The 19812-nt window shown below is 71.9% G+C and carries 19 protein-coding genes; 6 read left to right on the top strand and 13 right to left on the bottom strand.

The features are described 5' to 3' along the window. Window positions 1-291: 291 nt before the first annotated feature. The 6 genes from J2744_RS00545 to dacZ form a co-directional block, all read right to left on the bottom strand. Window positions 292-1812 (bottom strand): cryptochrome/photolyase family protein, encoded by a 1521-nt coding sequence (locus J2744_RS00545; protein ID WP_209543112.1) that lies wholly within the window; start codon window positions 1810-1812, stop codon window positions 292-294. A gap of 93 nt (window positions 1813-1905) precedes the next feature. Beyond that, window positions 1906-2352 carry a phosphate-starvation-inducible PsiE family protein gene (locus tag J2744_RS00540; RefSeq protein WP_209543110.1) on the bottom strand — a complete coding sequence of 149 codons (447 nt, stop codon included), beginning with the start codon at window positions 2350-2352 and terminating at the stop codon, window positions 1906-1908. 100 nt (window positions 2353-2452) lie between these two features. Next, a complete protein-coding gene (locus J2744_RS00535; RefSeq protein WP_209543108.1) occupies window positions 2453-4909 on the bottom strand; it encodes a DEAD/DEAH box helicase in 2457 nt (818 codons plus the stop codon). Between the two features lie 99 nt (window positions 4910-5008). Next, window positions 5009-5674, bottom strand: coding sequence for a GNAT family N-acetyltransferase (locus J2744_RS00530; RefSeq protein ID WP_209543107.1), 666 nt, complete (start codon window positions 5672-5674; stop codon window positions 5009-5011). A 107-nt stretch (window positions 5675-5781) separates the two neighbouring features. Next, complete coding sequence (locus J2744_RS00525) at window positions 5782-6570, bottom strand: mechanosensitive ion channel family protein (protein WP_209543106.1); 789 nt, start codon at window positions 6568-6570, stop codon at window positions 5782-5784. Between the two features lie 3 nt (window positions 6571-6573). Continuing rightward, window positions 6574-7383: a diadenylate cyclase DacZ gene (dacZ, locus tag J2744_RS00520; RefSeq protein ID WP_209543105.1), complete on the bottom strand. Its 810-nt coding sequence runs from the start codon at window positions 7381-7383 to the stop codon at window positions 6574-6576. A 187-nt stretch (window positions 7384-7570) separates the two neighbouring features. Here dacZ and J2744_RS00515 point away from each other — a divergent pair, with 187 nt between their 5' ends. From J2744_RS00515 to J2744_RS00505, 3 genes are read left to right on the top strand one after another with little or no spacing between them, the layout of a single operon-like run. Beyond that, window positions 7571-8683, top strand: a complete 1113-nt coding sequence (locus tag J2744_RS00515) for an aldo/keto reductase (RefSeq protein WP_209543104.1) — start codon at window positions 7571-7573, stop codon at window positions 8681-8683. Window positions 8684-8737: 54 nt separating this feature from the next. Continuing rightward, window positions 8738-9400: a hypothetical protein gene (locus J2744_RS00510; RefSeq protein ID WP_209543103.1), complete on the top strand. Its 663-nt coding sequence runs from the start codon at window positions 8738-8740 to the stop codon at window positions 9398-9400. Next, a complete protein-coding gene (locus J2744_RS00505) occupies window positions 9397-10752 on the top strand; it encodes a hypothetical protein (protein ID WP_209543102.1) in 1356 nt (451 codons plus the stop codon). The genes J2744_RS00510 and J2744_RS00505 overlap by 4 nt, the downstream gene beginning before the upstream one ends. Before the next feature lie 113 nt (window positions 10753-10865). Here J2744_RS00505 and J2744_RS00500 read toward each other — a convergent pair whose 3' ends face one another. After that, window positions 10866-11036, bottom strand: a complete 171-nt coding sequence (locus J2744_RS00500; protein ID WP_209543100.1) for an HVO_0758 family zinc finger protein — start codon at window positions 11034-11036, stop codon at window positions 10866-10868. A gap of 298 nt (window positions 11037-11334) precedes the next feature. Here J2744_RS00500 and J2744_RS00495 point away from each other — a divergent pair, with 298 nt between their 5' ends. From J2744_RS00495 to J2744_RS00485, 3 genes are all read left to right on the top strand, one after another. Beyond that, the gene (locus J2744_RS00495) at window positions 11335-12519 is read left to right on the top strand and encodes an MFS transporter (protein WP_209543099.1); all 1185 of its coding nucleotides are present in this window, start codon (window positions 11335-11337) and stop codon (window positions 12517-12519) included. A gap of 101 nt (window positions 12520-12620) precedes the next feature. Further along, window positions 12621-13787: a glycosyltransferase family protein gene (locus J2744_RS00490; protein ID WP_209543097.1), complete on the top strand. Its 1167-nt coding sequence runs from the start codon at window positions 12621-12623 to the stop codon at window positions 13785-13787. A 2-nt stretch (window positions 13788-13789) separates the two neighbouring features. Further along, the gene (locus J2744_RS00485; RefSeq protein ID WP_209543095.1) at window positions 13790-14314 is read left to right on the top strand and encodes a DUF7109 family protein; all 525 of its coding nucleotides are present in this window, start codon (window positions 13790-13792) and stop codon (window positions 14312-14314) included. A gap of 16 nt (window positions 14315-14330) precedes the next feature. Here the strand turns inward: J2744_RS00485 and J2744_RS00480 are convergent, their stop codons facing one another. The 6 genes from J2744_RS00480 to J2744_RS00455 all read right to left on the bottom strand — a co-directional run bounded on the left by J2744_RS00480 (window position 14331) and on the right by J2744_RS00455 (window position 19722). Next, window positions 14331-14783, bottom strand: a complete 453-nt coding sequence (locus tag J2744_RS00480) for a DUF5804 family protein (RefSeq protein WP_209543093.1) — start codon at window positions 14781-14783, stop codon at window positions 14331-14333. A gap of 116 nt (window positions 14784-14899) precedes the next feature. Continuing rightward, window positions 14900-16102, bottom strand: coding sequence for a methionine adenosyltransferase (locus J2744_RS00475; protein WP_209543092.1), 1203 nt, complete (start codon window positions 16100-16102; stop codon window positions 14900-14902). Window positions 16103-16215: 113 nt separating this feature from the next. Beyond that, window positions 16216-17337: a pyridoxal phosphate-dependent aminotransferase gene (locus J2744_RS00470; protein WP_209543089.1), complete on the bottom strand. Its 1122-nt coding sequence runs from the start codon at window positions 17335-17337 to the stop codon at window positions 16216-16218. Between the two features lie 35 nt (window positions 17338-17372). After that, window positions 17373-18479 carry a transcriptional regulator TbsP domain-containing protein gene (locus J2744_RS00465; protein ID WP_209543087.1) on the bottom strand — a complete coding sequence of 369 codons (1107 nt, stop codon included), beginning with the start codon at window positions 18477-18479 and terminating at the stop codon, window positions 17373-17375. Window positions 18480-18562: 83 nt separating this feature from the next. Further along, window positions 18563-19303 (bottom strand): methyltransferase domain-containing protein, encoded by a 741-nt coding sequence (locus tag J2744_RS00460; RefSeq protein WP_209543085.1) that lies wholly within the window; start codon window positions 19301-19303, stop codon window positions 18563-18565. Beyond that, on the bottom strand, window positions 19300-19722 hold the full coding sequence (locus tag J2744_RS00455) for a nascent polypeptide-associated complex protein (RefSeq protein WP_209543083.1): 423 nt from the start codon (window positions 19720-19722) through the stop codon (window positions 19300-19302). The genes J2744_RS00460 and J2744_RS00455 overlap by 4 nt, the downstream gene beginning before the upstream one ends. Between the last annotated feature and the right edge of the window lie 90 nt (window positions 19723-19812).

Below are 19812 nucleotides of genomic sequence, written 5' to 3'. Positions count from 1 at the left end.
CGAGGCTGGGGAGGTGTGAGGTGCGGTTGCGGTGCGGCCGGGTGGGACTCAAAGGGGCAGCCGCGAGGGCGAAGCACGCCGCAGTAAGCACCGCAGCGAAGGAGCGGTAGCGACTGAGCGAGGCGCACAGCAAGGCGCGCGAGCCCTCGCGGCTGGGGCTTTGGAGATGGTCACAGTCGATCCGTTATCACTCAGTTATAACCGAGCGGCTGAGGCTTTGGAGGTGTTCGTCGTCGCAGCGACGGCAGATATCGTCACCCGAACGATGACGTGACCCTCGACAGTTTCCACTTATTCCTCTGGGTCCTCGCCCCGCGCTCGCTTGTACATCGCCAAGGCCTCCTCCCGCCGTTCGGAGTGGTCGACGATCGGCGCGGGATACTCCGACGCCGCGTTCGCGCGCTGGGTGGGCAACAGCTCGTGCCACTCGTGGATCAGGTCGGCGTCGATCCCCCGAAGCTCGGGGACGTACTCCGTGATGTACTCCGCGTCGGGGTCGTACCGCTCCCCCTGCGTCATCGGGTTGAAGATGCGGAAGTAGGGCTGCGCGTCGGTCCCCGTCGAGGCCGCCCACTGCCACCCGCCGTTGTCGTTGGCGGTGTCGTGGTCGGCCAAGTGCTCACGGAAGTGGTCGTAGCCGTGCCGCCAGTCGGCGAGGAGGTCCTTCGTGAGGAACGACGCCACGATCATCCGAACCCGGTTGTGCATGAACGCCTCCTCGCGGAGCTGGCGCATCCCGGCGTCGACGATCGGGTAGCCCGTCTCGCCGCGCTTCCACGCGGCTATCTCCCCGGGGTCGTCGCGCCACGCGATCCCCTCCTCGTACGCCTTGTAGTTCGCCGTCACCACCTCGGGGTTGTGGAAGAGGACCTGCGTGTAGAACTCCCGCCACGCCAGCTGCTGTTGAAACTCCTCGACCCCCTCCGGGGCGTCGTCGGGGCGCGCATCGGACTCGGCCTCGGCCATCGCCGCCGCGGTCGCGGCGTACGCCTCTCGGATCCCGATCTCTCCGTATTTGAGGAACGTCGAGAGCCGGGAGGTCGCCTCGCGGGCCGGGTAGTCGCGCTCGGCCTCGTAGGCGAACACCGCCTCGTCGAGGAACGCGTCGAGGCGCTCGCGGGCGGCCGCCGTCCCGGCCGGCCCGATCTCGGCGTCCGGCTCCGCGAACCCGAGGTCGGCGGGAGTCGGAAGGGCGCCGACGGTCTCCGCGTCGCCCCCGTCCGCGACCGCAACCGACGCGTCGGTTCCGCCGACCGCGTCGACCGCGTCCGCGAGCCGGTTCGCGTCGACGAGCCCACCGCCGGTCGGCGCGGGCGCCGGGTCGTCCTTCGCGCGGTCGGTCCACTTCTTCCAGTAGTAGCTGTACACCGAGTAGGGGTCGCCGGCGTTCGTCCGGATCGCGTCGGGGTCGTGGAGGACCGCGTCGTGGTGGGCCTCGCGCTCGACGTCGACCGCGTCGAGCGCGCGCCGCACGCCCGCGTCTCGCTCGCGAGCCAGCCCGGAGTAGTCGCGGTTCCAGACGACGCGCTCCGCGTCGAGCGCCTCGGCCAGCCGCGGGAGGACCGTCTCCGGGTCGCCGCCGGCGACGAGCAGGTCGCTCCCGCGCTCGCGGTAGTCCTCGCGGAGCGCGGCCAGCCCGTCGAGCAGGCGGCGCACGCGCACGTCGCTCGCGTGGTCGAGGACGTCGGGGTCGAAGACGAAGACGGGCGCGGCCGGTCCCCTGTCTGCGCCCTCGTCGCCGGTCCCCGTCGCGGCCGCGAGTCCGACGTTGTCGGCGGCTCTGAGGTCCCGTCGGTGCCAGAACAGCTCCATGGGATCGCCACGGGCGCGTCCACCGTGAAACCACCGGGACCGGCGGCGGACGCCCCGCGGCGACGACCGGGACAGGTCCGGTTCGCTCCGAGTTCAGAGTTCGAGTCGCCCCGGGACGCTCACCCGGTCGAGCAGGAAGTAGCCGACGGTGAGCGCGAGCACCAACACGGCGAGCGCGGCGGCCGCGAGCAGCGCCTCGTTGCCCCCGCCGTAGTCCTCCAGCCGGAAGCTGATCACCCGGCGGGAAACCGCGATGATCGCGGCGCTCACGACGATCCGGAGGACGGGCTGACCGCGCGCGTACGCCACGAGCGTCCGGTGGACCTCGACGATGATCAAAAGGAGGAGGACGCTGTCGAGCAGTCCCACGACCTCGACCGGGTCGGTGAAGTCGCCCGCCGCGAGGAGGCGGTACAGGGAGACGAACAGGTCGAACACGCCGATGAGGAACAACAGGAGCAGGAAGTACGCCGCGCCGAGGACGAGCCACTCCATCGCTCGGGCCGCAGGATCGGCGGCGTCGTCGAGATCGATTCCCATCGACGGAGGCGTGGGCGCCCGGCAGCAAGGGGTTTTTGGTGGACGCGGTCAGGGATCTGTCGATCCGGGGTGATCCCGTCGGCGATTCCTCGCGGCCGGATCACTCGGCGCCCGTCAGCGATTCGAGCAGGCTGACTGCGGGCGCCTTCGCCAGCGGGTCGTTCCCGTTGCCGCAGTGCGGCGACTGGACGCAGGCGGGACAGCCGCCCTCGCAGTCGCAGGTGTCGATGAGCCGCGCCGTTCGGGTCATCAGCTCCTCGATCCGCCGGTGGCCGCGCCGCGTGAGTCCGACGCCGCCCGGGTACCCGTCGTAGACGAACACCGCCGGTCCCTCGGTGTGGGGGTGGTGCGGCGTCGAGATGCCGCCGACGTCGGCGCGGTCGCACAGCAGGTGGAACGGGAAAAGCGAGATGATCCCGTGCTCGGCGGCGTGGATCCCGCCGTTGAACGCGTACTCCCCGCCCGGGATCGGTTCGCCGTCGGGGGCGTCGCCGTCGGGGTTCGGAGCCCCGTCGCAGTCAGGTACGTCGCCGCCGTCGGCACTGACCTCGCTCCCCTCAGCGCCCTCGCCGCCGAGCGCGCCACCGAGGCGCCGCATCTCGCGTTCGACGTCTTCGGGCACGGGGAAGTACAGCGACTTCGTCCGCAGCGTCGTCTCCGGGAGGTCGAGCGTCGACTCGCCGAGCGACTCCCCGGTGGCGGCGTCCTTCCGCACGAACCCCGTGATCTGCTCGGTCACCGTGACGTCCGCGAAGCGGACGGGGACGTCCTCGCGCGCCGAGAGCGCGCGCTCCTCGAGGTCCTCGTTCACGACGATGTCCTTGTCGGAGCGCACCTGCGTGTAGTAGTCCGCCCACGACTGCTGGAGTTCGGCCACGTCGCGGTCGAGGTCCAGTTCGACCACCTCGTAGGTGCGGCCCTGCTGGTGGTAGATCGCGCCGGGATGGGCGTCGCGGAGCGCGTCCCCGAAGCCGAGGGTGGCGACCGTCTCGCCGCTCGACCGCTCGATCAGCGATATCTCGCGCTCCTCGGCGGTGCGGAGGTTCACGGACTGCTGCGGGCTGGAGCCGCCGGCGTGGACCCAGCGCGTGCCGTCCGCGGCCTCGCGTCGGTTCAGGACGCCATCGTCGGTCAGGTCCGCCACCACGCCCGGGAAGGAGTCGCCGAAGAAGCGCGCGTCCTCCGGCGAGAGCCAGTCCTCGTCGGCCGCGCAGGCGACGTGGCCGGGCATCAGTTGGCCGTTCTCGGGGTCGCAGATCGCGTCCTCCGGCGGCGCGTCGAAGAAGTCGCTCGGGTTGCGCATCAGGTACTGGTCGAGCTGGTCCTCCCCGCCCACCATCACGACGAGCGCGGGGTCGTCGCTGCGGCCCGCCCGGCCCGCGCGCTGGTGGGCCGACATCCGCGTGCCGGGGTAGCCGTCGAGCACCACGGCGTCGAGGCCGCCCACGTCGACGCCGAGTTCGAGGGCGCTCGTCGACCAGACGCCCTGCAGGTCGTCGGCGTGGAGCGCCGACTCGATCTCGCGGCGGCGGTCGTCGGTGAGCGCCGCCTGGTACGCGCCCACCTTCCCGGCGAGGTCGCGCTCGCCCCGCTCGCGGAGGTCGCTCGCGCTGTCGGTCGCGTACTGCTCGGCGGTCTGTCTCGCCCGCGTGAACGCCAGCGTCTGCTGGCCCGCGGTCACGAGGTCGACGAACAGCCGTTTGCTCTCCGTGTGGCTCGACTTCCGGCGGCCGCTCCCGCGCTCCTGCCAGTCGTCGTCGTACTCCGGCGGGTTCCACAGCACCCAGTCGCGGGGTCCGCGACCCGACGTGTCCTCGTCGACCAGGGCGATCCCGTCCGGGTCGCGGCCGGTGACGGTCGCGACGTGGTCGACGGGGTTGTTGATCGTCGCCGAACAGCAGACGAACCCCGGCGACGAGCCGAACCGCTCGCAGGTCCGCGCGAGTCGGCGCAGCGTCAGCGCGACCTGCGACCCGAACACGCCGCGGTAGCTGTGGACCTCGTCGATCACGACGTACTCCAGCGACGAGAAGAACCAGTCCCACAGGCGCTCCGCGTACGGTAACAGCGCGTAGTGGAGCATGTCCGGGTTCGAGAGCAGGACGGTCGGGCGGCGGTCGCGTACGTCGCGCTTCTCCGAGCGCGAGAGCCGTCCGGTGTAGGAGTCGACCGAGACCCGGCTGCCGAAGCCGAGGTCGGCCGCGAGCTCCGACAGCGACTCCTCCTGGTCGGCGATCAGCGCGTTCTGCGGGCCGACGTACAGCGTTCGCCCGCCGTGATCCATCGCGGCCTCGAAGGCGGGGACGGTGTACGCGAGCGACTTCCCGCTGGCCGTCTCGGTCGCGAGGACGACGTCGTCGCCGTCCCGGACCGCCTCGATCGCGTCGGCCTGGTGGCGGTAGAGCCGGTCGATCCCGCGCTCCGCGAGCGCGTCGGCGAGCCGCGGTTCGAGGTCGACGTCCGCGAACTCGGGGTCGCGGGCCGGGAGCCGCCGGTGGTCGGCGATCTGTCCCTCGTAGAACGGGCGGTTCCGCAGCCACTCGATGGCGTCGTCCACGGTTACGGTACCCTGGGGTCGGCGGGGCCTAACGGTTGCGGTGGCGACGAGACGAAAGCAGCGGGGAGCCATTCAGTCGTCCGCCGGCGAACGCGCCCCTCAGTCGTCCGCCGGCGACGGTGCCGGCGCGGCGTCGACGGACGGCGCTTCGAGCAGCGACTCGGTCGGTCCCTCGCGGGCGAGCGGCGGCCAGCGGACCTCGGCCGCGACCGGGTCGTCGAGGTCGAGGCGCATCCGGAGGTCCCCGCGGCGCTCGACGACCTCGAAGCCGACCGTCCGGTAGACGTTCCGGGCGACGCGGTTGCCGGTCTCGACGTGGAGTTCGATTCCCTCGCGGCCGGCCGAGGCGGCGTTGGCGATCACGTGCCGGCACAGCTCCGTCCCCACGCCGCGGTCCTGCGCGTCGGGGTGGACGAAGACCGCGAGTTCGGGGACCGCGGCGTCGGTCGGCGTGTACATCGCGTGGCCGAAGAGCTCGCCGTCCCGCTCCGCGACGACGTTGTTCCCCTCGGTCAGCATCGACCGAATCCACTCGGCGCAGCGACTGCGGCTCACGGGCGGGAGCCCCTGCGCGCGGTCGGCCCGGTCGAACCGCTCGTACATCTCCGCGAGGAACGGCTCGTCGGCGTCGACCGCGGGCCGGACCGTCCAGCGCGCGCCCGCCTTGTCGACGAACCGCGGACAGCGCGGCGGGCAGTGCGGCGTCCCCTCGCACTCGCTACCGTCCCAGCCGTCGCAGGCGACGCTCGCGGTATCGGGAGTCATGTCTCGACGTTGTCGCCGCGTCGGGTTATAGGGTGTCAACGACTTTCACGACGTGAGAAGAGGGGACGGGAAAACCGTGATTGCCGCGTTCAGCCGGGACGGCGACGCTACTCTCGGATGAGAACGATTCCGTTCCGGAACACCGCGTGGTTCGGGACCACGTGTTCCTCGCCGTCCGTCTCGATGTGCGTGACGAACAGGTCGACCTCTTGGACGACGCCGCGCTCGCCCGCGACCCGGACCTCGTCGCCGATACCGTACGGCTGCCGGAGGAGGAGGAAGACGCCGGCGGCGGCCGAGGCGACCAGGTCCTTCGTCGCGAGCGCGGCGAACAGCACGACCGCGAACGCGTACGCCGCGAGCAGCACGATGAGCGCGAGCGTCTGGACGCCGACCTGTCCGAGCGCGATGAGCGCGGCGACGTACACCACGCTGTAGTTCACGAGCGTCGGCAGCACGCCGAGTTCGGGGAGCTTGACCCCGCGGAGGCGCTCCGCGACGAGCAGCTCCGTCTTGTCGCCGACGACGACGCCGACGATGAGGACGAGCGCGGCGACGAACAGCCGCGGGAGGAACGCGGCGACGCCCGACCAGAACTGTTCGAGGTAGTTCACGTCCGCGACGGTCAGGACGACGATGACGGTGACGGCGACGATGAAGTAGCTCGACAGCTGCGCCAAGATCCGGACCGTCGAGGTGTCGAACTCGCGGGCCGTCCGCTCGAAGGCCGTCCCCTCGATCACCTCGGGGACGCCGGCGCGGCGGAGCAGCCGGCGGTTGATCACGCCGACGAGGTACGCCAACACCAGCCCGACGACGAGGACGAAAAGCGCCAGCCAGAGCCGGTCGGGGACGACGCGTACGAACTCGGAGAGGGCGGTCGGGACCGCTGACATCTGTCAGTACTCCTCCGGATCGATCTCCAAGACGAGCTCGCCGGCCTTGAACGCCCGGACGAGGCCGTCCGACTCGGAGAGCACGATGGAGGTCGAGTTGGTGTCGCGGGTGATCGCGGCGCCGGACATGTGGCGCGCGCCAAGCCCCTTCGGGATGTCGACTCCCTCGGCGGCGGGTTCAAGGTAGCGGTACGCCGAGACGATCTTCCCGGAGTCGGAGACGACGAACGCCCCGTCCAGCCGCGAGAACTCCTTGAGCATTACGTTCACGATGGGGTCGCCGACGTGGACGTGGCTCTTCTCGAAGGGGTTGTACGACAGCGGCCGCGACTTGTTCATCACCTTCCCCGCGTCGCCGACGACGAACAGCGCGCCCACCGGCTTCCCCTTCTGTCCCTTCTGTCCGAGTTCGATCGCGACCTCGAACACGTCGCGGATGACGCTCGGCTCCGCCCGGGAGTTGACGAACAGGTCGTAGATGCCGGTGTGGATCCCCTCGTCGACGGTGACGCGGATCACCGCGTCCGACCCGCCGTCGAACACGGAGGCGACGCAGGCGACCTCGTCGCCCTCGGCGAGGAGGCCCTCGTCCATCGCGCCCTCGATGCCGAACCGGATCCGGTCTTTGACGTTGTCGAACGGGAGCGGGAGTTCGACGAACGTCTCGGCGTCGACGTCGTTGTCGGGCGCGACGACGACGACCTCGACCTCGTCGTCCGCGAACCGCTCGTGAAACGAACTCGTCGGCGAGAACAGCAGCGTGGCGTCCACGTCCGCGACGAGGTCCGCCAGGTGGTCGGTGAGCGAGGCCATTACCGGACCCGACAGCAGGAATCCGTATAGTCGTTGCGTCGTGCGAGCGTCTGACGCACACGCGATCCGCCCGAACGCGTCGAGGGCACCTCCGTCGCACGAACGCGTCAAGGGCGCTATCCGTCGCCGGGCGATCGGGCGGGACCGACGCGGGCGGTTTTTATTCCGGCCGCGCCGAGGAAAGCGTATGGCGACTCGCGAGGCGCTCTGGGGGTACCGGAACCGGTTCGGCGACGCCTTCGGCCGGACGTACTTCCGGCGGTTCGGACCGGGCGTCGCCTCCAGCGTCGGGATCGGGACGTACCTCGGCGAGCCGACGCCCGCGGTCGACGACGCCTCCCGCGAGTCGATCGGACTGGCGCTCCGGTCGGGGGTGAACCACGTCGACACCGCCGCGAACTACCGCTGCGGCCGCGCCGAGCGCGTCGTCGGCGAGGCGCTCCGCGACGCGCCCGTCGACCGCGAGTCCGTGGTCGTCGCGACGAAGGGGGGATTCCTCCCGTTCGACGGCGAGCGACCGGCCGACCCGAGCGCGTACGTCCGCGAGCGCTTCGTCGATCCGGGGGTCGTCGAACCCGACGACCTCGCGAACGGCGCGCACGCGATGACGCCCGACTACCTGGAGTGGTCGCTGGACCGCTCGCTCGACCGGCTCGGTCTCGACTCGGTCGACTGCTTTTACGTCCACAACCCGGAGACGCAGCTCGCCGTCCGCTCGCGGGAGGACGTGTACGACGCGCTCGAAGCCGCCTTCGAGACCCTCGAACGCCGGCGCACCGCGGGCGATATCGGCGCCTACGGCGTCGCGACGTGGGACGCGTTCCGCGTCCCGCCCGAGACCGACGACCACCTCTCGCTCGCGGCGGTCCTCTCGCGGGCCGAGGCGGCCGGCGAGGCGGTCGGTCCCGACGACGACCACGGGTTCGAGGCGATCCAGCTTCCCTTCAACGTCGCGATGGCGGACGCGTTCACCCGGCGGAACCAGCCCGCGCCCCCCGATTCGGACGCCGACGGACCCGTCTCGACGCTCGAGTTCGCCCACGCGGCCGGGCTCTCGGTGGTGACGAGCGCGAGCATCGGGCAGGGAGACCTGGCGGTCGAGGGCGCGATCCCCGCCGAGGTCGACGCGACCCTCGCGGGGGAGACCCCGGCCCAGCGCGCGCTCAACTTCGCGCGGAGCGCGCCGGGCGTCACCTCGTCGCTGGTGGGGACGACCGACCCCGACCACGTGCGCGAGAACGTCGCGGCCGGCACGTTCGACCCGCTCGGCGCGTCCGCGTTCGACGCCGTCTTCGAGTGACCGCGGGAACCGGAGGCCACAAAGCGTTTGTCGGAACCGGTCCAATCCGGGCGCATGTCCCCCACGCGGCGATCCCTCCTCGGTAGCCTCTCCTTCGGTGCGCTCGGCGCCCTCGGCGGGTGTCTCGGCGGCGCTGACGACCCGGAATCGGAATCCGCCCGGCGACGGGTCTCCGGCACGGAACCCGACCCGACCGTGCTGAAGGTCCGGAACCCGGACGGCGAGACCGTCCTCGTCGACGGGAGCGAGACGAACGACGAGGGCGAACCGGTCTCCGTCGGGCGCGAACTCGTCGCGAGCGCGGCCCGGGCGGCCGACCTGCTGGTCGCCGAGGGCGTCGCCGACGCGGCCCGCGAGCGCGTCCGGTCGTTCCTCGACGAGACCGACTACGACGCGGAGACCGTGTACGTCGCGCGCGCCGGCGTCGAGTCGTGTCAGCGCCTCGAGATTCAGTCGGTCTCGTGGGATCCCGGCCACGTCGAGTACGAGTACTGCCGAGAGCTTCGACCGCCGGACGAGGCGTGCGAGGCCGACACGCGGGTCGCCCTCGGACTGCTCTTCCGGCTTCCGGTCGCGCTCGACGGGCGGCTCACCGGCTCCGGCTCCAGCGGGCACGCACCCTGTCAGACCACCGGGACCGACTACGCGGTGATCGACGCGAACGCGACCGTGCCCGGAAACGAGACGGCGATCGACGAGGGGGGTGACTCCCGATGACGGACCGACTCACCCGACGCGGCGCGCTCGCGGCCGCCGGGGCGCTCGCGCTCGGTTCGCTCGCCGGCTGTTCGGGCAGCGAAAGCGAGCCGCGGTTCTGGGACGACCCGCCGTCGCTCGACGTCGGGAACGTCGCTCGCGAGTTCGACGAGCCGGTCCCGGAGCGGCCTCGGCTCGTCCCCGTCGACGTCGAGTCCGGGATCGCGGCCGCGTTCGCCGACCGCGTCGACCGCCTGCTCAGCCCGATACCGGAGCCGCTGACCGCGGAGACGCTCCCGAACGGCGAGATCCGGGAACAGATCGAGACGGAGCGGGCGGCTGCCCGCGAGGCGCTTCCGGGCGCCGAGGAGTCGCTTCCGCCGCTACGGGCCGCGGAGCGGTACGCCGCGGCGCGGGACCACGCCGCGACCGCCGTCGGCACCTGGGCCGGCGTGACCGCCGCGGGCGAGCCGGAGGCGGTCGCCGCGGACGTCGGGACGGTTCGTCGACGGGCGGCCGACACGCTGGAGACGCTACCCGGGTCCGCGACGGAGCCGCTCGCCGGCGCCGCGGTCTACGGACCGATCGAGCGCTGGTACGACGAGTCGCGGCGACGGACCCTAGTCGGCGGGAGCGCGGGACCGACGGACCGAGCGAACCCGATTCGGACCGGCGAGTCGGTCGGCGACGTCGAGCGAGTCCAGTCGTACGTCGAGGCAGGTCGGTACCTCCGCGACCGGTATCGGGCGTCGCTCGCCGACTCGGAACCGGTCGCCGAGCCGCTCCGGCGGGAGGCGGAGCGCCTCGGCGGCGAGATCGGCGACCGACTTCGGGAACTCCACGGAGCGGAGACCGATCGCCTCCGCTCGTACCCGGGGACCGGAGCGTTCCTCGACGACCGGCCCGTCGCGCGCGGCGCGCCGAGCGTCTCGCTGCTCTCCAACGCGGCCCACAGGACGTTCGAAGACCTCCGGTTCGACCCGGTTCCGGTCGACGACTACGAGCCGGACCACCCGGCGACCGCCTTCGCGCGGACCCTCCTCGCCCGCGTTCGGTTCCGAGGACTCGACGCCGTCGCCGCGCGGATCGAGGACGGCGAGACGATGTTTCCGGGAGACGCCGAGGCGGTCGGCGGGGCGCGCAGCGCGGCGATCGAATCGACCGCGTCGCTCGCGGGGAGCGAGAATCCGCTGAACCGGTGGCTCGCGGCGCAGTTCCTCCCGCTGTTCGCGGAGCCGGACGAGAGCCTCGCGGCGGACGACCGGCACGCCCGTCGAGCGGTCGAAGCGTACACCGCGTACCGCTGGATCGAGATGATCACGGACGAGGCACAGACGGTGACGGAGTCGGTCGCGGCCGCGTTCGAGTCGTGAGCGAGCGGGGTGAACGCCGACGAACCGACCGCGGTGGGAGAGCGGAGAGAGGGCGACGACAGACGCGGGGAGGGGGCAGAAGCGGAACGGTGGCGAACGGGGGACGGTGCCGGTCAGCGAAGCTCCTTGAATCGGGCGCCGCACTCCGGACAGATCCGGACCGAGAACACCTCGTCCGGGTCGTTCTCCTTTTTCAACACCTGGTCGCAGTCGGCACAGTTGAGCCGCTCGTAGGTGTCCTTGACGAGGTCGCCGTCGCGGAGCCCCTTGCGCGTGGATTTCATACCTCGGCGTTCGGGGTCGGGCCGGATAAAAACCCCGTACGACGCCGGTCTGACGCGACGACCGAAACCGACGGAAGGCGCGGCGGCGCGGTCGTCACCACCGACGGGCGGTTCCCGGGTCCGCGCCCGGGCACCTTCGCGACGCTTGTGTCCGAGCGCTTTCGCAACGCTCGTGTCCGGGCGCTTTCGCAACGCTCGTGTCCGGGCGCTTTCGCAACGCTCGTGTCCGGGCGCTTTCGCAACGCTCGTGTCCGGGCGCTTTCGCAACGCTTGTGTCCGGGCGCGCGGAATCGCACCCGTGTCACGGACCCGGCTGTTCGGATCGCTTTGCGCGCTGGTGTTCCTCGTCAACTTCGCGCGCGTCGTGTTCGCGCCCCTCGTGGGCGAGTTCATCGACGCGTTCGGGATCCGCGAGGGGACCGCCGGTCTCATCGTCACGCTCGCGTGGCTCGGCTCGGCCGCCCCGCGGATCCCCGCGGGCTGGGCGCTCACGCGCTTCACGCGGCGACGCGTGATCGTCGTCTCCGGCGCGATGCTGACGGCGGGCGCGCTGGGCGTCGCGCTCGCGCCGAGCGTGCTCGCGCTGATGGTCGCCGCCTTCGCTATCGGGTTGGCCTCCGGCGTCTACTTCGTGGCCGCGAACCCGTTCATCGCGGAGCTGTTCCCCGGGCGCGTCGGCCGCGTGATGGGCGTTCACGGCATGGCGAGCCAGCTCGCCGCCGTCATCGCCGCGCCCGCGGTCACCGTCGCGCTGTGGTACGACTGGCGGTACGCCTTCTACGGGCTGGCGGTCGCCGCGGCCGCCAGCACGGTCGTGTTCGTCGCGCTCGCGAAGCGGACCGACCTCCCGGACGCCGGCGCGGGCGACACCGACTTCCTCGCGGCCGCGCGCGGCGAGTGGAAGCTGATCCTCGCGGGCGTCGTGCTGATGGGACTCACGAGCTTCGTCTGGCAGGGACTGTTCAACTTCTACGAGCTGTACATGATCGACAAGGGCCTGCCGCGGGCGACCGCTCGAAACCTGCTGACGGTTATCTTCGCGGCCGGAGTGCCGGCGTTCCTCGTCTCGGGCGACCTCGCGGACCGGCTCCCGCACGTCCCGTACCTGCTCGGCATCGTCACGGCGTTCGTCGGCGGGGTCGGCCTCGTCGTCGTCGCCGAGGGGCTGGCGGCGGTGATCGCCGCGAGCGTCGTCGTCGGCTTCGCCATCCACATGCTGTTCCCGGCGGGCGACACGTACCTGCTGGCGTCGCTGCCGGACGAATCGCGCGCGTCGGCGTACGCGATGTTCTCCGCGGGGATGATGTCCGCGCAGGCGGCCGGCTCCTGGGTCGTCGGCGAGGCGATCGAGGCGGGCGCGACGTACGACGCCGTCTTCCTCGCGCTCGCCGGCGGGCTGGCGGTCCTCGTCGCCGCGTACGCGGTCCTGTACCGGCTCGGCCGCGTCCCCGGCGGCGCCGCGGGCGCGGCGCGCGCGGCCTGACTGATTCGGAACAGGGCCCCGGCACGAGCGCCCGGCACAGTCCCGGGCACGCGCCCGTGGTACCGCACCTGTTTTGGGCGTCGCTCCCGTGTGATCGGTAAATGGAGTACGTACAGGAGCGCGTGACGACCCTTCACGCGTTGACCGACCACCGGCCCGACGCCCCGACGGACCGGGCCGCGGTCGTCGTGCCGATGACCGAGCGCGAGTACGGGACGCTCGCGGCCGAGCGCGTGCTCTCGACGCTGGAGACCGTCGACCCCGCTCGGGTGATCGTCCCGCTTCGGGCGTCCGCCGACCGCGCCGGGCCGTTCGCCGAGTGGCTCGACGGGTTCGAACTCGACGTCGAGACGCTGTGGTGCGACGGCCCCCGGCTCGCGTCGCTGCTGGAGGCGCGTGGACTCGACGGCGAGCGCGGGAAGGGCCGCGACGTGTGGCTCGCCCTCGGCCGCGCGCTCGACGAGGAGTTCGTCGTCGTCCACGACGCCGACACGAAGACCTACTCGCCGGCGTTCGTGAACCGGCTGCTGTTCCCGCTGGGACGCGGCTACGCGTTCTCGAAGGGGTACTACGCCCGCGTCGAGGACGGCTCGCTGTACGGGCGGCTGTTCAGGCTCTTCTTCCGGCCGCTCGTCCGCGCGCTCGGCGACGCCGCGCCCGGTCGACAGCCGGACGTGCTCGAGTACCTCTCCGCGTTCCGCTACGCGCTCGCCGGGGAGTTCGCGGCGACGAGCGACCTCGCTTCGCGGCTCCGGGTCCAGCGCGGCTGGGGGCTGGAGGTCGGGACGCTCGGCGAGGCGTTCGGCCGCGCCGGCTTCGCCGACAGCGCGCAGGTCGACCTGGGCCGCTACGAACACGACCACCGCTCGGTCGAGGGACCGACCGGCCTCGCGGACATGAGCCGCGCGGTCGGCGAGGCGACGCTGCGCGCGGTCGAGGACGCCGGCGTCGACGTGGAGTACGACGATCTCGGCGAGCGGTTCCGCGAGGCCGCGGCGACGCTGACCGACGGCTACGCCGCCGACGCCGCCTTCAACGGCCTCTCGTACGACGCTTCCGACGAGCGCTCGCAGGTGGCGACGTACGCCGAGGCGCTCGGCGAACCCGGTCCGGACACTCGGCTCCCGGCGTGGGGGAACGCCCCGGTCGACCCCGACAAGATTCGGGAGGCCGCACGCGCGGACCTCGACGCGGTCCGCGGGAGCGATCGGATCGACGGCTCGGTGACGGGCGACGCTCAGGCGGAACCGGCGCCGGGGGAGGACTGACGATGGCGGACGGAATCGAGCCGAGCGTCGCCGCGCGCGACGAACTCGCCGGCGTCGTCGACCTGTTCGGGTGGCTGACGCGGGCGGAGCTCTCGCGAGCGCTCTCCGAACTGGCGTTCAAGCGGCGCGCCGAGGTCGACGAGGCCGCCATCGACGCCGCCATCGACCTCGCGGTCGCGGAGTACGCGCTCGTGCCGGCTCCCGGCGACGCGCTCTCGGGCGACGGCGAGACGGACCACACCGCGGAATCGACCGCCCTCGCGGTCGGCCCGGCCGCGTTCCCGACGCTCCCGGAGGGCGCCGAGGACCTCCCGCACATCCTCGACATCCCGGACCGCGAGGTCGACCGCGTGCGACTCGCGGACGCGGTTCTGGACCGACTCCGCGAGGAGGCGGTCGAGGCGATAGACGGGGGCGATTCCGACCGTCTGGAGACGCTCGCCGACGTGACCTACGACGTGGAGGCGTGGGCACCGGTCGACGTCGACCCGGTCAGGACGCGGATCCTCGCCGTGGTCGACGAGTGAGGAGCGGGGGCCGCTCTCAGCCCGAGAACTCGGACTCGCTCACGCGGACGACGAGGGTCTCGTCGACGTCTCGGAGGTCGTACTCGGGCGTCTCGCCCTGTCGCCGTCGGACGAAGAGCGGTTCGACCGGGCGCCCGTCGACGAGACCGAACACCTTCAGGCGCTGGTCGGTCTCCTCGGGGGGCACGTCGCCGTCGCGGACCTCGCGTGCGAGGTCCCGGGAGAGCCACTCGTCTTCCGCGACGGACGGCTCCAGCACCAGCGCCTCCTCGACGAAGCGGACGAGGTACCAGTCGAGGTCGTTGAGCAGGGAGACGGCGGCGCCGAGGCTCACGGTGTCGACGGCGACGCTGTTCTCGAAGGGTTCCTCGATCGCGTAGGTGGCGAGCGCGTCGCGAGCCGTCTGGCGGGAGAGCAGCTCGTAGGAGAGCTCCACGTCGGGATCGCCGAGGAGACACACCCGCGTCATGGGCGCACCTCGGACCGGACGGCGCAAATCCGTTGCGGTCGTCGGGCGGGGCGGAACGGGAACCCGTGCGTCCGGCGGTGCGCGGCCGGGGCGGCGAGACCGACCGCCGGACCCGCTCAGAACGTCGAGACGTCGCCCTCGATGACGCTGCGGGTCACGTCAGTCACGTCCGCGAGTTCGCGGTCGACGATGTCGAGGACGTCCGCCTGGATGTCGTCGAGCGCGACGCCCTCCTCGGTGACGATCTGCGCGTCCGCGACGTGGGGTTCGTCGATCGGGCGGCCGATCTGCGAGAGCAGCCGGACCTGGAGGTCGCGGATGCCGTCGACCTCGCTCGTGACGGACTCGGCGACGCGGGTCGAGAGGAGGTTGTAGATCTTCCCGATGTGGTTGACGGGGTTCTTCCCGGAGGTCGCCTCCATCGACATCGGGCGGTTCGGGGTGATGAGACCGTTCGCGCGGTTGCCGCGCCCGACGGAGCCGTCGTCGCCCTGCTCGGCGGACGTGCCGGTGACGGTGAGGTAGACGGAGCCGTCGTCGTAGTCGTCGGCGGTGTTGACGTCGACGTGGACCTCGCGGTCGGTGTACTCGCGGGCGAGGTCGTCCACGTACTCGCGGACGCTCTCGACCGCGTCGTCGTACTCGTCGAGGCCGTCGACGTAGGCGTCGACCATCGCGGCGGCGACGGTGATGTCGATCCGGTCGCCCTCGCGTTTGCCCATGATCTTCACGTCGGGACCGAGTTCGGGATGGTCGTTGTGGTAGGTCGTGTTGAGCGCGCGTTCGGCCTCGTGGACGATCGTCTCGGTCTCGGTCAAGGGGGCGTGGCCGACGCCGAAGGAGGTGTCGTTGGCCATCGGGACCTCCTGCGTCTCCTCGCCGAAGACGTCCTGGAGGTCGCCCGAACCCTCGCCGAGCTTGACGTCGACGACGACGTCGGTGCCGTACTCCAGTTCCGGGATCGCCTCGGAGAGGTAGTCGCGAGCGGCCGCGAGCGCGGTGGAGTCGACGGGGAGCTGCTCGCCGTCGTACTCCTTCGTGGCGCGGCCGACGATGAGGATGTAGATGGGTTCGACGACCTCGCCGCCGCCGAACGCGGGGGCCGCGCGCCCGGCGACCAGCTGCGTCTCGTCCGTGTTGTAGTGGAGCACCTTCCCGACGCGGTCCAGGTAGAGCTGCGAGAGCGCCCGCGAGACCGACTCCGCGACGCCGTCGCAGATAGAGTCGGGGTGACCGATCCCCTTTCGCTCGACGATTTCGACCTCCTGGTCCTCGACCGCCTGCCGGTCGAGGCGGCTGACCTGTATGTTCCGGTCCATTGCCCCTCGCTACTCCGTCGGCGGCAGTATAACTTGCGGAAACCTCCCGGCCCGGGGTAATGTCCTCGGGTTATCCCACGGCAGATGTTGCGGCCGCGTCGCGGTCCCCGCCGTCAGCGCGCCGCCGCGTACGCCGCGGCCATCACGTCGAGCGCCTCGCGGAGCTCGTCCTCGTCGGTCGCGTACGAGATCCGCGCGTGGCCGGCGCCGCCCTCGCCGAACGCCTCGCCGGGCACGACGACCACGCCGCGGTCGAGGCACTCGTCGACGAACCCCTCCGGAACGCGGGGCATGGCGTAGAACGCCCCCTGCGGCGTCGGGCAGTCGATGCCGATGTCGGCGAAGCGGTCGAGGAGGATGTCCCGCCGTCGCTCGAAGGAGGCGGTCATCTCGTCGACCACGTCGCGGTCGCCTCGGAGGGCCGCCTCCGCGGCGTACTGGGCCGGCGCCGAGGCGCACGCCTGCGCGTACTGGTGAACGCGCAGCATGCGTTCGACGCGTTCGTTCGAGCCGTACACCCAGCCGAGCCGCCAGCCGGTCATCGAGAACAGCTTCGAGGCGGAGTTGACGACCACGACGTTGTCCGTCTCGGCGAACTCGATCGGCGAGTAGTGCTCGCCGTCGAACACCGTGTACTCGTACACCTCGTCGGAGACGCAGAGCACGTCGTGCTCGTCGGCGATGCGGGCGAACTCCCGCACGTCCTCCTCGGCGGAGACCGCGCCCGTGGGGTTGCCCGGGGAGTTGACGACGAACGCGGCGGTGTCCTCGGTGATCGCGTCCTCGATGGCCGCCGGGTCGATCGTGAGGTCGTCGCGGAGCGGCACGGGGACCGGATCGCCGCCGGTCAGCTTCGTCAGGGCGTCGTAGGAGACGAACCCCGGATCGGGGATCAGCACCTCGTCGCCGGCGTCGACGTGGGCCTCCAGGGCGACGTGGAGCGCCTCGCTGCCGCCCGCGGTGGCGATGACGTTCCCGGGGTCGAGTTCGATCCCCTGGTCGGCGCGGTGTTTCTCGGCGATCGCCTCTCGGAGCGACTGAGTCCCTTTGTTCTCGGTGTAGGCGTCCGCCTTCCCGGACTCGATGGCGTCGACCGCCGCCCGCCGGGCGTGGTCCGGCGTCGGGAAGTCAGGCTGACCCAGCCCGAGGTTGATCGCGTCGTCGCCGGCCGCCTCGAACACCTCGCGGATCCCGCTTATCGAGATCCGCTCGACCCGCTCGGAGAACGTCGTCATACCCGAGTGAGTGCGCCGCCGAGAGTTAGTTCTTGTTACCACCGCCGGCGCTCCCAGACCGGCCGGCGCCCCTCGCGGATCGCGTCGTGACGGAGTCGTCCGTCCGAATCGGTCGGCAGCGCGAACCGCCCCTCGAGGACGCTCGGGACCTCCTCGGGCCGGGCGCGCAACAGCACGTCGTCGACCGCGCGGAGCCGGAACATCGGCCGCCCCGGTCCCATCGGCACCTTGATCGACTCGATCAGTTCCCGCTCGACGAGCGCGCGGCGGTCGCGAGTGAACTCCTGTGCCGGCGCGATCCCGACGCCGTCGACCCCGACCCACGTGCGCAGGTCGCGGAAGAGGTGATCGTGCCGCGCCGCGAGCGCGACGAGGAGCGTCCGGTCCGAGAGGTCGTCCGTGCGGCCGAACTCCCCGGGAGCGAGCGACTCCAACACGGCGGCCACGTCGTTCGCGAAGCGGTCGTCGAGGATCGCTCGCGCGCCGGCGAGCAGTCGCCGCCGCGAGGGCATCTCGACCGGCTCGGCCGCCGCCGCGTCGAACCGCGCCTCGGCGGCCGAGTAGGCGCCGTCGAGCGCCGCGGGCGGGTTGCCGTCGTCGGCCGCGTCCGCGCCGTCACCGACCGCCGTCGTCGCGAGCGACCGATCGCCGCGCGGGCCGACGACGGCGTCGGCGCGGTCGGGACTCGCAAACAGCGTGCCGCCCGTTCCGCGGTCGAGCGGTTCGCCGGTTCGGATCCGGAGCGCGTCCGTCTCGACCGCCTCGGCGACCGCGGTGCCGAGGACGAGCGCGCGGGAGAGCGCGTCGACGACCCCGGGGCGACACGCGACCCGCCACGGCGGTCCCGACGAGCGCTCGCGGGCCGCCAGCAGCGGCGGAAGCAGCCGGAGCGGAACGCCGACCGCGACGACCGCTGAACGGCCCGACAGGGCGGCCTCGACCGCCTCGGCGAGCGGATCGTCGGATCGGGGGAAGCGGTCGGCGACCTCCGGGGCGTCGCCGGACGCGGCGCCGGTGGGGTCGGCGGCGTCGCTGGCGGCGTCAGGGGCGTCACTGGCGGTCTCGGGGGCGTCGCTGGGGATTTCGGGAGCGTCGCTGGCGGCGTCGGGAGGGGAGTCGGCTTTGGCGTCGTCGTCAGCCACACCGCGGCTGACAGCCGCGATCGGAAAGAGCGTTGCGCCGAGTCGGAGCGGAGACGCCGGTCTCGAAGGCTCCGGGGCGAGACTCAGGGCGCCCGGGCGAACACGAGGTAGCCCGTGTGGCCCACGCCCGCGGTGGAGGGGCGCGATCCGCGGTCGGAGAAGTCCATCTCGCGCTGGATCGTTTCGAGCGTTTCGACCTCGCTGAAGCCGGCCTCGCGGGCGGCGAGGGCCGCCTCTCGGGTGCCCTCGACGAACGGGGAGTAGACGGCGAGGCGGCCGCCGGGCGCGAGTAGCTCGTCCGCGCGCTCGACGACCGCCGGGGCGTCGCCCGTGTCGAGCGTGAGCGCGTCGAACGGCTCGCCCTCGGCGAGCGCGTCCAGCTCCTCGGTGAGGTCGCCGGTCCGGACCTCGACCCGGTCGGCGACGCCCGCGGTCGCCATGTTGGCGCGGGCGACCTCGGCGAACTCGGGGTCGACCTCGTAGGAGGTCACGTCGGCCCCGGCCCGCCCGAGGTACGCCGCGAGGATCCCCGTCCCGGTGCCCGCGTCGAGGACGCGGTCGCCGCCCGACGCGCCGGTGTGCCCCATCACGAGTCCCACGTCGCGGGGCATCATCGGGGCGCCGGTGCGTTCGAGGTGGTTGAACAGATCCGGGCCGCGGAGCGCGCGGACCTCGAAGACGGTGCCGAGGTGGGTCTCGACCTCGTCGCCGGCCGCGACGTCCTCGGGGACCTCGATCACGCCGAGGTCGGTGCCGAACTCCTCGCCCGGCTCCAGTAAGTACTCCCGGTCCTCGTGGACCAGCAGGTACGCGGCGTCCGTCACTGGAGGTCCGAGATCGCCCGCGCCGGCTCGCCGTTGGCCGCCTCCAGCGCTTCGCGGGCGGCCTCCTTCGAGACGCCGGCCTGCTGGGCGACCAGCTTGACGTCTTCCTCCGGGATGCCGTCGTCACTGTCGTCCGCGTCCGCCGCGTCGTCGAGCGCGGGATCGGCGTCGCCCTCGACCGCGCTCGCCGCACCGCCGCCGCCGCCCGCGTCGGCCACCGAGTCGGGCGACCCGACGATCTGGTAGGTCTCCTGTCCTTGGGCGTCCATCTTGGTGACCTGGGCGCCGTCGAAGACGAGGTCGTCGCCGTCGGCCGTCTCGATGACGACCCGCTCGGCGTCGAGCTCCTCGACGTCGATCCCCATCTGTTTCATCATCTGTTTCATCTTTCGCGGGTTCATGCCGCCGCCTCCGAACATGGATTCCGGTTCGGCCGGACGACACAAAAAGGGTGTCGACACGGCGCGAGGAGCCGGCGCTCCGGGGAAGCCCGCGCGCTCGATGGCGGG

The sequence above is a fragment of the Halorubrum trapanicum genome (assembly GCF_017873555.1).
GTDB lineage: Archaea > Halobacteriota > Halobacteria > Halobacteriales > Haloferacaceae > Halorubrum > Halorubrum trapanicum.
The sequence above is the reverse complement of the archived record's forward strand: the minus strand, read 5'-3'. Positions and strand labels throughout refer to the sequence as shown.

Excerpts from the sequence above, each read along its gene's own strand:
- J2744_RS00545 (WP_209543112.1), bottom strand. The coding sequence starts at position 1,812 with ATGGAGCTGTTCTGGCACCGACGGGACCTCAGAGCCGCCGACAACGTC.
- J2744_RS00540 (WP_209543110.1), bottom strand. The coding sequence starts at position 2,352 with ATGGGAATCGATCTCGACGACGCCGCCGATCCTGCGGCCCGAGCGATG.
- J2744_RS00530 (WP_209543107.1), bottom strand. The coding sequence starts at position 5,674 with ATGACTCCCGATACCGCGAGCGTCGCCTGCGACGGCTGGGACGGTAGC.
- J2744_RS00525 (WP_209543106.1), bottom strand. The coding sequence starts at position 6,570 with ATGTCAGCGGTCCCGACCGCCCTCTCCGAGTTCGTACGCGTCGTCCCC.
- dacZ (WP_209543105.1), bottom strand. The coding sequence starts at position 7,383 with ATGGCCTCGCTCACCGACCACCTGGCGGACCTCGTCGCGGACGTGGAC.
- J2744_RS00515 (WP_209543104.1), top strand. The coding sequence starts at position 7,571 with ATGGCGACTCGCGAGGCGCTCTGGGGGTACCGGAACCGGTTCGGCGAC.
- J2744_RS00510 (WP_209543103.1), top strand. The coding sequence starts at position 8,738 with ATGTCCCCCACGCGGCGATCCCTCCTCGGTAGCCTCTCCTTCGGTGCG.
- J2744_RS00505 (WP_209543102.1), top strand. The coding sequence starts at position 9,397 with ATGACGGACCGACTCACCCGACGCGGCGCGCTCGCGGCCGCCGGGGCG.
- J2744_RS00500 (WP_209543100.1), bottom strand. The coding sequence starts at position 11,036 with ATGAAATCCACGCGCAAGGGGCTCCGCGACGGCGACCTCGTCAAGGAC.
- J2744_RS00490 (WP_209543097.1), top strand. The coding sequence starts at position 12,621 with ATGGAGTACGTACAGGAGCGCGTGACGACCCTTCACGCGTTGACCGAC.
- J2744_RS00485 (WP_209543095.1), top strand. The coding sequence starts at position 13,790 with ATGGCGGACGGAATCGAGCCGAGCGTCGCCGCGCGCGACGAACTCGCC.
- J2744_RS00480 (WP_209543093.1), bottom strand. The coding sequence starts at position 14,783 with ATGACGCGGGTGTGTCTCCTCGGCGATCCCGACGTGGAGCTCTCCTAC.
- J2744_RS00475 (WP_209543092.1), bottom strand. The coding sequence starts at position 16,102 with ATGGACCGGAACATACAGGTCAGCCGCCTCGACCGGCAGGCGGTCGAG.
- J2744_RS00470 (WP_209543089.1), bottom strand. The coding sequence starts at position 17,337 with ATGACGACGTTCTCCGAGCGGGTCGAGCGGATCTCGATAAGCGGGATC.
- J2744_RS00455 (WP_209543083.1), bottom strand. The coding sequence starts at position 19,722 with ATGTTCGGAGGCGGCGGCATGAACCCGCGAAAGATGAAACAGATGATG.